This is a genomic window from Nocardioides pollutisoli (genome assembly GCF_040045055.1).
GTDB lineage: Bacteria > Actinomycetota > Actinomycetes > Propionibacteriales > Nocardioidaceae > Nocardioides > Nocardioides tweenelious.
On the sequence record NZ_JBDZDU010000001.1, the window covers coordinates 2,643,185 to 2,657,342 of the forward strand.

At 70.9% G+C, this 14,158-nt stretch carries 14 protein-coding genes; 5 read left to right on the forward strand and 9 right to left on the reverse strand.

Annotated elements, in window-relative coordinates; all coding sequences use genetic code 11:
- Positions 1-58: 58 nt before the first annotated feature.
- A complete protein-coding gene (locus ABLE68_RS12885) occupies positions 59-1,141 on the forward strand; it encodes an ABC transporter ATP-binding protein (RefSeq protein ID WP_348871813.1) in 1,083 nt (360 codons plus the stop codon).
- Between the two features lie 132 nt (positions 1,142-1,273).
- On the opposite strand, the gene ABLE68_RS12890 is transcribed toward ABLE68_RS12885, so the two are convergent.
- Complete coding sequence (locus ABLE68_RS12890) at positions 1,274-2,224, reverse strand: alpha/beta fold hydrolase (protein ID WP_348871814.1); 951 nt, start codon at positions 2,222-2,224, stop codon at positions 1,274-1,276.
- Positions 2,225-2,335: 111 nt separating this feature from the next.
- Here ABLE68_RS12890 and ABLE68_RS12895 point away from each other — a divergent pair, with 111 nt between their 5' ends.
- Complete coding sequence (locus ABLE68_RS12895; RefSeq protein ID WP_348871816.1) at positions 2,336-3,166, forward strand: esterase/lipase family protein; 831 nt, start codon at positions 2,336-2,338, stop codon at positions 3,164-3,166.
- Here the strand turns inward: ABLE68_RS12895 and glpX are convergent.
- The gene (gene glpX, locus ABLE68_RS12900; RefSeq protein ID WP_348871817.1) at positions 3,134-4,147 is read right to left on the reverse strand and encodes a class II fructose-bisphosphatase; all 1,014 of its coding nucleotides are present in this window, start codon (positions 4,145-4,147) and stop codon (positions 3,134-3,136) included. The genes ABLE68_RS12895 and glpX overlap by 33 nt on opposite strands.
- A gap of 31 nt (positions 4,148-4,178) precedes the next feature.
- On the reverse strand, positions 4,179-5,414 hold the full coding sequence (locus ABLE68_RS12905) for an SLC13 family permease (RefSeq protein WP_348871818.1): 1,236 nt from the start codon (positions 5,412-5,414) through the stop codon (positions 4,179-4,181).
- Between the two features lie 35 nt (positions 5,415-5,449).
- Between ABLE68_RS12905 and ABLE68_RS12910 the strand changes: the two genes are divergently transcribed.
- Positions 5,450-6,016: a DUF4245 domain-containing protein gene (locus ABLE68_RS12910; protein ID WP_348871819.1), complete on the forward strand. Its 567-nt coding sequence runs from the start codon at positions 5,450-5,452 to the stop codon at positions 6,014-6,016.
- A gap of 18 nt (positions 6,017-6,034) precedes the next feature.
- Here ABLE68_RS12910 and ABLE68_RS12915 read toward each other — a convergent pair whose 3' ends face one another.
- The 3 genes from ABLE68_RS12915 to xseA all read right to left on the reverse strand — a co-directional run bounded on the left by ABLE68_RS12915 (position 6,035) and on the right by xseA (position 9,987).
- Positions 6,035-8,401: a hypothetical protein gene (locus ABLE68_RS12915; RefSeq protein WP_348871820.1), complete on the reverse strand. Its 2,367-nt coding sequence runs from the start codon at positions 8,399-8,401 to the stop codon at positions 6,035-6,037.
- Positions 8,402-8,540: 139 nt separating this feature from the next.
- Positions 8,541-8,756 carry an exodeoxyribonuclease VII small subunit gene (locus tag ABLE68_RS12920; protein ID WP_348871821.1) on the reverse strand — a complete coding sequence of 72 codons (216 nt, stop codon included), beginning with the start codon at positions 8,754-8,756 and terminating at the stop codon, positions 8,541-8,543.
- Complete coding sequence (xseA, locus tag ABLE68_RS12925) at positions 8,737-9,987, reverse strand: exodeoxyribonuclease VII large subunit (protein WP_348871822.1); 1,251 nt, start codon at positions 9,985-9,987, stop codon at positions 8,737-8,739. Before xseA ends, ABLE68_RS12920 begins: the two co-directional genes overlap by 20 nt.
- 46 nt (positions 9,988-10,033) lie before the next feature.
- Between xseA and ABLE68_RS12930 the strand changes: the two genes are divergently transcribed.
- Both ABLE68_RS12930 and ABLE68_RS12935 read left to right on the forward strand, forming a co-directional pair.
- Positions 10,034-11,035 (forward strand): 4-hydroxy-3-methylbut-2-enyl diphosphate reductase, encoded by a 1,002-nt coding sequence (locus ABLE68_RS12930; protein ID WP_425475627.1) that lies wholly within the window; start codon positions 10,034-10,036, stop codon positions 11,033-11,035.
- Positions 11,035-11,661, forward strand: coding sequence for an L-threonylcarbamoyladenylate synthase (locus tag ABLE68_RS12935; protein WP_348871825.1), 627 nt, complete (start codon positions 11,035-11,037; stop codon positions 11,659-11,661). The genes ABLE68_RS12930 and ABLE68_RS12935 overlap by 1 nt, the downstream gene beginning before the upstream one ends.
- Positions 11,662-11,818: 157 nt before the next feature.
- On the opposite strand, the gene ABLE68_RS12940 is transcribed toward ABLE68_RS12935, so the two are convergent.
- From ABLE68_RS12940 to ABLE68_RS12950, 3 genes are read right to left on the reverse strand one after another with little or no spacing between them, the layout of a single operon-like run.
- Positions 11,819-12,220 carry a DUF6542 domain-containing protein gene (locus ABLE68_RS12940; protein ID WP_348871827.1) on the reverse strand — a complete coding sequence of 134 codons (402 nt, stop codon included), beginning with the start codon at positions 12,218-12,220 and terminating at the stop codon, positions 11,819-11,821.
- A complete protein-coding gene (locus tag ABLE68_RS12945) occupies positions 12,217-13,290 on the reverse strand; it encodes a DNA recombination protein RmuC (protein WP_348871829.1) in 1,074 nt (357 codons plus the stop codon). Before ABLE68_RS12945 ends, ABLE68_RS12940 begins: the two co-directional genes overlap by 4 nt.
- Before the next feature lie 41 nt (positions 13,291-13,331).
- Entirely contained in the window at positions 13,332-14,120 is a 789-nt protein-coding gene (locus ABLE68_RS12950; protein ID WP_348871830.1) for an exodeoxyribonuclease III, read from the reverse strand.
- Positions 14,121-14,158 lie beyond the last annotated feature (38 nt).

Here is a 14,158-nt window from a genome sequence, read left to right on the forward strand (position 1 = left end):
GCTCACCTTTACTACGGATCGTCCGGCACGTACCTGCCGGTGAAGGAGTTGTTCACGCATGGCCACAGTTCGATTTGAAGAGGCGCAGCGCTGGTATCCCGGCGCCGACAAGCCCGCCGTCCCGGGGATCTCCCTGGAGATCGGCGACGGGGAGTTCATGGTCCTCGTCGGTCCCTCCGGATGCGGCAAGTCCACGACCCTGCGGATGCTCGCGGGGCTCGAGGAGGTCAACAAGGGGAAGATCTTCATCGGCGACCGCGACATCACCAACATGCCGCCGAAGGACCGGGACATCGCGATGGTGTTCCAGAACTACGCGCTCTACCCGCACATGTCGGTCGCCGACAACATGGCGTTCGCGCTCAAGATGGGCAAGGTGCCCACCGACGAGCGCAACAAGCGGGTCCAGGACGCCGCCAAGATCCTCGGCCTGACCGAGTACCTCGACCGCAAGCCCAAGGCCCTCTCCGGCGGCCAGCGCCAGCGCGTCGCCATGGGCCGCGCGATCGTCCGCCAGCCGCAGGTCTTCTGCATGGACGAGCCACTGTCGAACCTCGACGCCAAGATGCGCGTCCAGACCCGCACCGACATCGCCAAGCTCCAGGCCGACCTCGGCGTCACCACGGTCTACGTCACCCACGACCAGGTCGAGGCCATGACGATGGGCGACCGCGTCGCGGTCATGAAGGACGGCTACCTCCAGCAGGTCGACACCCCGCTCGGTCTCTACGACAAGCCGGTCAACCTGTTCGTCGCGGGTTTCATCGGCTCCCCGGCCATGAACCTCCTCGAGGCGACCGCCAAGGACGGCAAGGCGCAGATCGGCGACTACCTCGTGCCGGTCGACCCCATGGCCGCCAAGAAGATGGAGGGCAAGATCACCGTCGGCGTGCGCCCCGAGGCGTGGCGCGTCGTCGGCAACAGCCAGGAGGGCCTGCCGGTCCGCGTGACCGTCGTCGAGGACCTCGGCGCCGACGCGTTCGTCTACGGCACCAGCGGTGTCGAGGGCACGCCCAACAACATCATCATCCGCGTCAACGGCCGCGACCACGTGCAGAAGGGCGAGACGATCCACGTGACGACCGACCCGCAGAACGTGCACGTCTTCGACACCGACACCGGGGAGCGCCTCTCCGACTGATCAGCCCCGGTGGTTGAGGAGGTTGCGCAGCAACCGTCTCGAAACCCCGGAAAGCAAGGCAGGGCGGTGACCACGTGGTCACCGCCCTGCTGCGTCTCACCGGGCTTCGAGACAGGCGCTAGCGCGCCTTCCTCAACCAGCGGGAGTGGCGCGGTCCGCCGTACGCCGGATGGCGCTGGTGAACGTCTCGAAGAGCGCCGGCGGCAGGTCGTGGCCCATGCCGTCGATGAGGAGCAGCTCCGCACCGGGCACGGCGGCAGCGGTCGCCCGGCCGCCGGAGACGTGCACCATCTTGTCGGCCAGGCCGTGGATGACGAGCGTCGGCACGCGTACGCCGTGCAGCCGCTCGCCCCGGTTGGGCTGGGTGAGGACCGCGAGCATCTGCCGCACCACGCCGCTGGCGCTGATGCCGCGGTCGAAGGTGTCGGCGGCACGCTGGTCGACCTGCTCGCGGGTCTGCGGGTAGGCGGGCGAGCTGATCCTCGCCCAGAAGGCGGCGTTGCCCTCGATGTAGGCGGCCCGGCCGGGCTTGCGGCCCGCGAGCAGCGACGGGTAGAGCGAGGGGTGCTGCCAGCCGACGGTTCGTTTGCCGGTCGTCGACATGATGCTGGTCAGCGAGCGAACCCGCGTCGGGTGCGCGATCGTCATCGTCTGGACGATCATCCCGCCCATCGAGACCCCCACGACGTGGGCGGACTCGAGGCCGAGGTGGTCGAGCAGGCCGAAGGCGTCGTCGGCCAGGTCGGAGATGCCGTAGGGCACCCGCACCCGCGTGCCGGAGAAGGCCCGGAGCAGGGTGCTGCGTGAGACCTTGTCCGGCAGGATCGTCGACCGGCCGGTGTCGCGGTTGTCGTAGCGGATCACGTAGAAACCGGCCCGCGCGAGATCGGCGCAGAGCTCGGGGTCCCACCAGGTCATCGGGCCGCCGAGACCCATCACCAGCAGGAGCGGGTCGCCGTCCGGGTCGCCGAAGGTCTGGTAGCAGAGCTCGATCCCGCGACCGACCGGTGCGAAGAGCTCCTCGGAGGTCTGGACCGCGGTTTCCGGCGCAGGAGTGGGGGTACGTCGTGGTCGGGAAGGCACCGCGACAGTCAATCAGGTGCCGGGGGTAGGGAGAAGCGGTTGAATCCGGAAGCATCGCCCGATGCCCCGAATGGGGCGAATTCGGTGTTAACACGACGTAACGTGTCTGGAGTGACGAACAGCCTGGCGGACTTCCTGCTGCCGGAGGGCTTCGAGCCCCCGCGGCCCGGCGCGGTCCTGCGCGAGGGCAGCGCCGTCGCCGAGATCGGTCGCTACGCCTGGCGCGCGGCCGGCAGCCGACGCAGCCGACGCAGCACGCCGTACGCCCAGCGCGCCGGTGCCCGCCTGGGCGACCCCGTGCTGCTGGTCCCGGGCTTCCTCGCCGGTGACGGCACCCTCGCGCTGATGGCTCGCACGCTGCGCGCCGAGGGCTTCCGCACCTACCGCTCCCACATCCACGCCAACGTCGGCTGCACCCTCAACGCCGCGGCCCAGCTCGAGGCGCGCCTCGAGTCGATCGCGATCCGGCGCGAGTCGCGGGTGCAGATCGTCGGCCACAGCCTCGGCGGGATGCTCGCCCGCGGCATCGCCGTACGACGTCCCGACCTGGTCTCCAACATCGTCACGCTCGGCAGCCCGATGCTCGCCCCGGGTGCCCACCACCGCTCGCTCAGCGCCAGCGTCGAGATGCTGGTCCGGCTGAGCAAGGCCGGCGTCCCCGGGCTCATGTCCGAGGACTGCGTGGCCGGCTCGTGCGCCAGGCAGAGCTTCGGCGAGAGCCGGGAGCCGCTCCCGGAGAGCGTCGCCTTCACCGCGATCCACTCCAAGCGCGACGGCATCGTCGACTGGCGGGCCTGCGCCGACCCGCTCGCCCAGCAGGTCGAGGTGCGCGCCTCCCACCTCGGGATGGCGTTCGACCCCCGGGTGATCGACGTCGTCAGCGGCTCGCTGGTGCGTGCCGCGGACTACTCAGTGGAAGTCGATCGCGGCAAAAGCGCGTAGCTTGTGGAGCTGGTGCTCCGAGCTGATCTTGCGGATCGTGCCGCTGCGTGAGCGCATGACCAGCGACTCCGTCGTGCACCCACCTGCGTAGTATCGGACGCCGCGCATCAGGTCGCCGTCGGTGATGCCGGTGGCGACGAAGAAGCAGTCGTCACCGGTGACCAGGTCGTCGGTGCCGAGGACGAAGTCGGAGTCGAGGTTGTGGCCCGCGTCGAGGGCCCGCTGGCGCTCGTCATCGTCCTGGGGCCAGAGCTGACCCTGGATGACGCCGCCCATGCTCTTCATCGCGCAGGCGGTGATGATCGCCTCGGGAGTGCCGCCGACGCCGAGCAGGAGGTCGACCCCGCTGTCGGGGCGTGCCGCCGAGATCGCGCCCGCGACATCGCCGTCGACGATGAACTTGATCCGGGCGCCGGTGGCCCGGATCTCCTCGGCGAGCGCCTGGTGGCGAGGGCGGTCGAGCAGGACGACGGTGACGTCCTCCGGCTTGCCTCCCTTGGCCTTCGCGACCTGGTGGATGTTCTCGGCCACGGGGTAGCGGATGTCGACGACGTCGGCGGCCTCCGGCCCGGTGGCCAGCTTGTCCATGTAGAAGACGGCCGACGGGTCGTACATCGAGCCGCGCGGGGCGACCGCGAGCACTGCGACGGCGTTGCTCATCCCCTTGGCGGTCAGCGTGGTGCCGTCGATCGGGTCGACGGCGACGTCGCACTCCGGGCCGGTGCCGTCGCCGACGTGCTCGCCGTTGTAGAGCATCGGGGCGTTGTCCTTCTCGCCCTCGCCGATCACGACGACGCCGTTCATGCCGATCGTCGAGATCATCACGCGCATCGCGTTGACGGCGACGCCGTCGGCGCCGTTCTTGTCGCCGCGGCCGACCCACCGTCCCGCGGCCATGGCGGCTGCTTCGGTGACGCGCACCAGCTCCAGGGCCAGGTTGCGATCAGGAGACTCGGGGGCTGGCGACAGGCTCTCGGTCATGAGCGAACCCTAGCGCCACCAGGTGTCGGTCTCAGGTCACGAGCGCGAGCGTGGCGACCGCGGCGACCAGCGCCAGCGGGGTCGCGACCAGCGAGACGCGGTGGAACTCGGTCAGTGACGGCCGGGTGCCGAGCCCCACCAGGGTGCGACGCCACAGCAGGTTGGCCAGCGAGCCGGTGTAGGTCAGCCCGGAGCCGATGTTGAGACCGAGCAGCGCGGCGAGGACGGCCGTGTCGCCCAGCGGGACGAGCAGGGGCACGAGCAGCAGCGTCGCGGACAGGTTGGTCAGCAGGTTGGCGAGGACCGTCGCCAGCACGGCGATCAGGAGGAGGTCGACGAAGCCGGTCCCGTCCGGGAGCAGGTCGGAGACCCAGTCGCCCAGGAACCCGGTCGCCAGCGCGGCCACGACGACGCCGAGGCCGAGCACGAAGACGGCGAACGCCGGGTGCGCCGACCGGACCGCGTCGGGCAGGGCGAGCAGGCCGCGACGCCGACCCCAGACCACGAGCACCACCGCAGCGGCCGACGACATCCAGAACGGCTCGATCCCGAGCGGGGAGCCCACCCCGAAGCCGACCAGCATCAGCCCGACGACCACCAGCGGCAGCAGCGGCAGGGCAGGCACCTCCACGGGCTCGGCCGTCCCGGGGTCGACGGCCAGCTCGCGGCGGAACAGCAGCCGGAGCACGACGTACTCGATGACGAGGACGACGACGAAGACCGGTGCCATCACCAGGGCGAACCCGCCGAAGGTGAGGTCGAGGTGCGGCATCGCCAGCAGGTTGGTCAGGTTGGAGACCGGCAGCAGCACCGAGGCCGAGTTGGCCATCCGGAGGCAGGCGTGCGCGCCGGGGCGGTACGACGAGCGGGTGGCGACGGCCGCGCCGACCACGACCGGGGTCAGCAGCACGACCGTGGCGTCGAGGCTGAGCACGGCAGTCACCGCGGCCGCGAGCAGGAAGACCCCGGTGAACATCGGGACGACCCGGCCTCCGCTGGCGGCGCGCACGCGCGCCGCCGCCGCGGTGAAGAGCCCGGAGCGGCCGCAGACGTCGGCGACGACCAGGATCGTGACCAGGAAGAGCACCACCGGCCCGAGGTGACGCAGGGTCTCCTCGACGTCGGACCAACCGAGGATGCCGGTGGCGCAGGTGGCTCCGGCCGCGACCAGACCGACGAGCGCCTCGACCCGACCCGACGGGTGGGCGTAGGCCGTGACGAGCAGGACCACGAGCGCCGCCAGGGGGACGAGGTCGAGGGCCGGCACGCGGCGACCCTATGTCACCTGTGAGGATGGTCCCCGTGAGTGAGGGGAACCAGTCCGGGACGCCGGGGCGCTACACGCGGTCCACCGGAGGACTGATCGGCTCGATGATCGTGCTGGTGCTCGTCGTCCTCGGGATCGTCGTCTTCCGCGGCGCGTTCCGCACGACGCCGCAGTACGAGCCCGAGCACATCGACTACCTGGAGCTGGTCACCAGCATCCAGCAGGCCGGGCTGACGCCGGTCTACCCGGCCGCGCTCCCCGACGGCTGGTACGTCAAGGGCGCGACGTTCACGCCCGGTGACCGGCCGGTCTTCGACCTGGCGATGACGACCTCCGACGACATGTTCGCGGGTCTCCACCAGGAGGACCGCTCGGTCGACGAGCTGGTCGACACGCTCCTCGGCACCGATGCCACCCAGGGCGACGACGTCGACATCGCCGGCACGGTGGCCCCGACCTGGCAGACCTACTCGGAGCCGGACGGCGACCACGCGTTCGCGGCCGAGGTCGGCGACGACACCGTCGTCGTCTACGGCTCGGCCCCCGAGGACGAGCTGCGCGGTCTGGTCGAGTCGCTGACGACTGCCGAGCTCACGCCGTAGCGCGAGCCCGGCCCGACGTCAGCTGACGATCCCGACGACGTACTGCGTCGTCCCCTTGGACGTCTTGATCTGCACGGTGACGTTGTCGCCGAACGCCAGGCCCTTGCCGGCGCCGGTCGTCGGGACGGTGACGGACTTGGGGGTGATCAGGTTCTGCGGGATCGAGGTGGTCTTGGTGGCGACGACCGTGCTGCCCACCAGGCCCTTCACGGTGAAGCTGCACGAGGGGGCCGTGCTGCAGAGCATCTGCAGGACGATCGCCGTCGCCTTGTTGCTGCTGTTCGTGGTGCGCTGGGCCGCCAGCGTGCTCAGCGTGACGCCGGAGGGCTTCGTCGGCGTCCCGTTGCCGTTGCTGGTCACCGCGACGTCGGCCGAGGACGAGTTGTCGGCATAGCTGCGGTCCTTGGTGGTGGACGTCAGGTAGGCCGTGTTGACGACGTGCTGGTAGGCCGGTTCGTCCCCGGTCGTCGCGCTGATGCAGGTGACCTGGATGTCGGCGTGGTGCGCGCTGTCCCAGTCGGCGTTGTAGAACCGGAGCAGGTAGCTGTCGCCGAGGGGGTCCATGCCCAGCGGCAGGATGTCGTTGTCGTCGGAGCCGTAGCCACCGACGATGGCGTTGGAGTTGTCCGGGCACGGCTCGGGGCCGTCGGCGACGGTCTCCGGGGCGACGGAGATCGTGTCGTCGGGCGTCGCGACGGTCAGCGTCGCCTGGTGGCCGTCGGTGGTCGTGGTCTGCGGGGCCAGGCAGCTGATCCCGAACCAGGCGTTGGTGTCGTCGCTGTAGTCGACGGTCCAGTACCACGTGTTGTCGACCGCGTAGGACTCGCGCATGACGGCCACGCCGTCGCTGACGTCGAACGCCGGGGCGTACGGCGTGTAGCCGGTGGGGCACGACCGCGAGACCCGGCGGGGCGAGATCGGGCCGAAGTCGTTGACGGCGATGAGCCGCTTCATGGCGGGGTGGGTGCCGAGGAGGGCGTGGGTGTGGCTGGCGCTGCTGCCGACGGTGGAGGCGAGGCAGGTGACGGTGGCCTTGCCCTGGGCGAAGCCCCCACCGAGGTTGCTGGCCTGGACGCGCCAGCCGGCGACACCGGAGACGGTGACGGGCTGGCTGGAGCTGATCACCACGTCGGAGTAGTCGCCGCCCTGGCCGATCGAGCTGATCAGCAGCCCGCCGTCGGTGGCGAGGTAGCCGGTGGGGCACATCGTGGTGATCGTCTTGGTCTGGGTCGACGGCAGGTCCACGCTGGTGGACCGGTGCTGCACGCCGACGGCGTGACCGGGCGATGCGGGCAGGTCGGCGGTGCTGAGGGTGTCGTCGAGGGTCGCGTCGAAGGTGATCGTCCGGGAGCTCCCCGCACTGATCGTGATCCCCGAGCAGGACAGGACATTGCCGGTGAACGCGCACGGCCAGTTCGGCGAGCTGAGCGTGCCGGCGGCGTACGTGAACTGCGCGGGCAACGCGTCGGCGACCTGGACGCCGCCGGCGGTCTTGGTGTCGACGCTGCTGCCGTTGGTGACCACGATCCGGTAGGTCACCGTCTCGCCCGGCTCGGCGCTGACCGAGGGCTTGAAGACGTTCGTCCGCGACAGGTCGTAGTGGACGCCGTTGAAGTCGATCGAGGTGATGATCAGGTTCGTCGGGGTCGGCGCCTGGAACTGCGGAACAGGGGGCGTCGCGAAACCGAAGGCCGTCACCGTCGCGTCCGGGAACACCGTCAGCCAGTCCGCGAGCTTCGCGGTGCCCTGCGGGCCACCGTTCGACGCCGGCCACGGGCCGGCCGGCAGGGTGCCGTTCGCCAGGGTCATGCCGACCCACGGGGTGTCCAGCGTGCCCTGGCCGACGGGGAGGACGAGCTTGATGGATCCGAAGTCCGCGGTGGGGAATGCGGGGGCCTTGCCGAGATCGACGATGTAGACCATGTTGACCGGTCCCGAGCCGACGCCACCGGGTGGGGCGGCGACGTTGAGCCTCGGCAGGGCGAACGGGTTCTGGGGGCCGTTCTGAGGAGGTGTCGCACTGGCGATGACGTCCTCGAGCCGGGTCGAGGTGTCGACGTACTCACCGATCTGCATCTTGGGGAACTCGCTGATGCAGTACTGCGTCGCAGCCTGGCTCTGACCGCACTGGGCCAGGTCGGCGTACGGCGGCGTCGTGGTGAGGTGAGCTCCGGTCTGCTCCCACGCCACATTGCCCCGGTCGAGGGTGTCGCTCAGGCGCGGGTCCAGGTCGATCGTCGGGCCGTGGCTGGCCACGGTCTTGACGATCGTGAGGTCCGCCTTCGGGATGCTCGCCTGTGCCGGGTTCACCGCCAGGAGCGGGAGAACGAGGGCGGCCGCACCGACCGCCGCTGCAAGTCCCCCGACGCGCCACGTGCTGGGCATGCGTCGCATGCTCGTTCCCTTCACCAGGGCAGCTCCCGAGCGCATACCGCGCTGTGTGCCCCCCGACGGGTGAACGTTAGGCCAGATCCGCGGCCGGGCCTCGACGACTAGACCGTTGGACTGGACCGCGCTGGACCAGTCAGTCGCTCTCGTCGGCCTCGATCGCAGCGTCGAGCCGAGCGCGAGCGCCGTCGAGCCACTCCTGGCAGACGGTCGCGAGCTTCTCGCCGCGCTCCCAGAGCGCGAGCGACTCCTCGAGGGTCGTCCCGCCGGCCTCGAGCTGGCGGACCACGTCGACCAGCTCCTCGCGGGCCTGCTCGTACGACGGGGTCTCGTCAGTCTTCTTCGTGGCCATCGATCTCCCTGTTGATCGTCTCGGTGCTGGTGGTGGTGGCGTGCACGCGGCCGTCGGCGACGCGCACGCTGATCTGCTGCTTCGACGCGATGCCGTCGACCGAGGTCAGCACGTGGCCGTCGGCGTCCTGGAGCACGGCATAGCCGCGTCGGAGGGTCGCCAGCGGCGACAGGGCACGGGCCCGGGCGCGCTGGTGATCGATGTCGTCGGCCGCGCGGTCCAGGCGGTGGCCGAACGTACGACGGGCGCGCTCGCGGAGCCGGTCGATCTCGTCGAGCCGGTCGTCGATGAGGCTGCGCGGGTCGGCGAGGGCGGGCCGGGACCGCAGCGCGTCGAGGCCGGCCTGCTCGCGTGCCAGCCAGCCGGCCAGGGTGCCGCGGAGGCGCTCGCGGGCGCGGGCTACCTGGCGGAGCTCGTCGACGACGTCGGGCACGACCAGCTTGGCCGCGTCGGTCGGGGTGGACGCACGGACGTCCGCCACGAGGTCGAGCAGGGGGGAGTCGGGCTCGTGCCCGATCGCGGACACGACGGGGGTGCGGACCTTCGCCACCGCCCGGATCAGCCCCTCGTCGGAGAAGGGCAGCAGGTCCTCGACCGAGCCCCCGCCACGGGCGATCACGATCACGTCGACCTCGGGGTTGCGGTCGAGGCGTTCGACGGCCTCGATCACCTCGGCAGCCGAGCGCGGTCCCTGCATCGCGGCGTACGCGACCTCGAAGGCGACCGCGGGCCAGCGTCGCTTCGCGTTGTCGAGCACGTCGCGCTCGGCGGCGGAGTTGGGGGCCGTGACCAGGCCGACGGTGCCGGGCAGGAAGGGGAGTGGCCGCTTGAGCTCCTGCGCGAAGAGTCCCTCGGCGGCCAGCAGCTGGCGGCGGCGCTCCAGGCGGGCGAGCAGCTCACCGAGCCCGACCATCCGGATCTCACGGGCGTAGAGCGAGATGGTGCCGCGGTTGGCGTAGTAGGACGGCTTCGCGTTGACCACGATGCTGGCACCCTCGACCACCGGCGGGTTGAGGCCGTCGAAGAGGGTCCGCGAGCAGGTGACCGTCACCGAGATGTCGGCGACCGAGTCGCGCAGGGTCATGAAGACCGTGCTCATGCCGGGGCGGCGGTTGACCTGGGCGACCTGGCCCTCGACCCACACCGCGCCGAGCCGGTCGACCCAGCCGGCGATCGCGTTGGCGATCTGCCGCACCGGGGCCGGTGACTCGAGCGAGGTCTCCATGGCCATGCCCGCGAGATTAGGGCACAGCGCCGACCCACCTAGACTGGCTGCCATGACGACCGACATGGGGATGCCTCCGATCCTGTCGCCGGACGACGCCGAGAAGGCCGTCCTGCTGGCAGCGCCGCGCGGCTACTGCGCCGGCGTCGACCGAGCCGTCATCACGGTCGAGAAGGCGCTGGACCTCTACGGGGCCCCCGTCTACGTCCGCAAGCAGATCGTGCACAACAAGCACGTCGTCGCCGACCTCGAGTCGCGCGGCGCGATCTTCGTCGAGGAGCTCGACGAGGTGCCGGCCGGCGAGACCGTGGTGTTCTCCGCCCACGGCGTCTCCCCGGAGGTCCACCGCCAGGCCGAGGAGCGCTCGCTCAAGACCATCGACGCGACCTGCCCGCTCGTCACCAAGGTGCACCACGAGGCGAAGCGGTTCGCGGCCGAGGACTACGACATCCTGCTGATCGGTCACGCCGGCCACGAGGAGGTCGAGGGGACGGCGGGCGAGGCGCCCGACCACATCCAGCTGGTGCAGAGCCCGGCCGACGTGCCCGGCATCGTCGTCCGCGACCCGAAGCGGGTCTCCTGGCTGTCCCAGACCACGCTCTCGGTCGACGAGACCCTCGAGACCGTCGCGGCGATCCGGGAGCGCTTCCCCGATCTGCTGGACCCGCCGAGCGACGACATCTGCTACGCCACCCAGAACCGCCAGCTCGCGGTCAAGGAGATCTCCCCGGGCACCGACCTGGTGATCGTGGTCGGCTCGGGCAACTCGTCCAACTCGGTGCGGCTCGTCGAGGTCGCCCTCGAGGCCGGCGCCAAGGCGTCCTACCGCGTCGACGACGCCTCCGAGATCGACGAGAGCTGGCTCGACGGCGTACGCACCGTCAGCGTCACCTCCGGCGCGAGCGTGCCCGAGGCGCTGGTCGACGGCGTGCTGGCCTTCCTCGCCGAGCGTGGCTTCCCGGACGCCAAGGCGGTCCACTCCGCGGAGGAGTCGCTGATCTTCGCGCTCCCGCCCGAGCTGCGCCGCGACCTCAAGGCGGCCGGTCGGTTCTGATGGCCCGCTTCGTCGACGTACACCCGGACAACCCGCAGCCCCGCTTCGTCGGCCAGATCGCCGACGCCCTGCGTGACGACCAGCTGATCGCCTACCCGACCGACTCGGGCTACGCGCTCGGCTGCCAGCTCGGCAACCGGGACGGCCGCGACCGGATCCTGCGGATCCGTGGTCTCGACGACAAGCACCACTTCACGCTGATGTGCAAGGACTTCGCCCAGCTGGGCCAGTTCGTGCATGTGGACAACTCCGCGTTCCGCGCGATCAAGGCGGCGACCCCGGGGCCGTACACGTTCATCCTCCCGGCGACGCAGGAGGTGCCGCGCCGCCTGATGCACCCGAAGAAGAAGACGGTCGGCGTGCGCATCCCCGACCACCTCTTCGTGCAGGCGCTCCTCGAGGAGCTCGGTGAGCCGTTGCTGACCAGCACGCTGATCCTCCCCGGCGAGACCGAGCCGCGCAGCCAGGGCTGGGAGATCAAGGAGGAGCTCGACCACGTCGTCGACCTGGTGGTCGAGGCGGGGGAGACGCTCGCCGAGCCGACCACGGTGATCGACTGGTCGGAGGGCTACCCGGAGGTCGTGCGCGTGGGCGCCGGCGACCCGGCGCGCTTCGAGGCCGCCTGACGGTTCCCCGGGGGATCCCTGATCAAGTCCACGCGGCTGCGCGACGACCGGTGGAGCGTTGGCCGCGTTCACCTCGGTCGAAGTGACCCGCCACGCCTTTCCTCGGTGGCCTTGCCGCCGCACGCACCGGGCGCCGCTCGCGTTCGCCCGTCCTCGATCAGCGCTTCCCCAGCACCCGGTGCCGGACGGCGAGGGTGGCCAGGCAGAGCAGGTAGCCGACCACCAGGGCGCCGGAGTGGTGCGACAGGCCGGAGACGACGGCCTGGATCACGCCGTCGCCCGAGTCGGCGATCACCTCGGGACGGGTGACGCCGAGCAGCACGAAGACCCCGACCATCAGCAGCGGCGGCAGCACGCCGACGGTGAAGAAGTCGGAGGGACGGACCAGCAGCGCGAGGCCGATGCAGAGCAGCACGAAGCAGAGGTCGAAGAAGATCCCCAGCTGGTCGACGAGCAGCAGGTCGAGGACGACCACCGTGAGGGTGACCGCCACACCGAGCATCACCACCTGGCGGCCCGCCTCGTGCCCCTCTTCCCAGAGGGTCCGACTCTGGCTCATAGCGCCACGGTATGGTCCGCGCCGTCCTCGCCGCTGGCGGCGCGCCGCTCGACCGCGTGCAGGCCCTGGGGTGATATGGACCGGCTGGTGCTCTCCACCTGCCGCGGGCTCGGCAGCTCGTCGTCGGTCACGGACAGGTCGTGGAAGCGTCGCGCCGACACCAGGACCCGCGACTCGAGCGAGCCGACCGTCTGGTTGTAGTGACCGACGGCCGCGTTGAGCGAGCGGCCGAGCTGGTCGAGGTGGCCGGTCATGCCGGCCAGCCGACCGTGCAGCTCGCGACCGAGCCGGTGGATCTCACGGGCCTGGTCGGCCAGGGCCTCGTGGCCCCACCCGTGGGCGACGGTGCGCAGCAGCGCGATCAGCGTCGTCGGGGTCGCGAGCACGACCTGCCGCCCGGCGGCGTACTCGATCAGGGTGGCGTCGGTGTCGAGCGCGGCCGCGAGGAAGGACTCGGCCGGCACGAACAGCACGACGAACTCCGGGCTCTCCTCGAGCGAGCGCCAGTAGCGCTTCGAGCCGAGCTGGTCGATGTGGGTGCGCAGCTGCGCTGCGTGGCGGAGGCGGTGGCGCGCCTGCTCCACCTCGTCCTCGGTCGAGGTCGCGTCGAGGTAGGCGTCGAGCGGCACCTTGGCGTCGACCACGACTCGCCGGCCACCGACCAGGTTGACGACCAGGTCGGGCCGCAGCGCTCCGTCGTCGAGACGGACCTGCTCGGCGAAGTCGCAGCGGTCGACCATCCCGGCGAGCTCGACCGCCCGCCGCAGGTGCAGCTCGCCCCAGCGGCCACGGACCTGGGGCTTGCGCAACGCCGTCGACAGCGACTGGGTCTCGCGCTGCAGCTGGCCGACCTGGGCGTCGAAGTGGCCCTGCCAGGTCGCGCGGGCCCGGTCGAGGTGGTGCATCTGGTCGCTGAGCCGATCGAGGCCCTGCATCACCTCGGCCTGGTCGAGCATCCCCTCGGCGACGGCGTTGATGGCGCTGGGGCGCGAGCGCGACCACAGCACGCCGACCACGGCCCCGAGGGCCAGCCCGACGAGCAGGGTGAGGAAGAGCGTCACGATGTCCATGGCCCGAGCATGGCCGCGACCACCGACAGTGGCGTCGAGGATCAGTCGAGGTCGACGATCACCGGCGCGTGGTCGGAGGGAGCGCCGGTGCCCTGCGCCGGGTCGCGCTCGTCGCGGTCGACGAACGCGCCGGTCACCCGGGCGTTCAGCGACGGGGAGCCCAGGACGAAGTCGATCCGCAGGCCGCGGTTCCTCTCGAAGCGCTGGCGGTAGTAGTCCCAGTAGGTGTAGCCGGCGTCGTACGGCTTGGCCGTGTCGACCCAGCCGTCCTCGACGAACGCGAAGTACGCCGCGCGCTCGGCCGGCGTCACGTGCGTCGAGTTCTTGAACTGGGTGACGTCGAAGACGTCGTCGTCGGTGGGGCAGACGTTCCAGTCGCCGACCAGTGCGGCGTCCCCGCCCAGCCACTCCTGGGCGGCCGTGCGGAGCCGGGCGTACCACTCGAGCTTGTAGACGTAGTGGGGGTCGTCGGGCTTGCGGCCGTTGGGGACGTAGAGCGACCAGAGGCGCACGCCGCCGCAGGTGGCCCCGATCGCCCGGGACTCCGACTCGACCGGGCCGCCGTCCTTGGCGTAACCGGGCTGGCCCGGGAAGCCGATCTCCACGTCGTCGAGGCCGACCCGGCTGATGATCGCGACGCCGTTCCACTGGTTGGTGCCGGCTGCCGCGACCTCGTACCCCCGCGCCTGGAGGCCCATGAGGGGCAGCTGCTCCTCGCGGGCCTTCGTCTCCTGGAGCGCCAGGACGTCGATCTCGTGGCGGTCGAGGAGGGCCTCGACCCGGTCGATCCGGGTCCGGAGGGAGTTGACGTTCCAGGTCGCGATGCGCACCCGCACACCCTAGGGCCGGGCCCCCACAGAGATATACA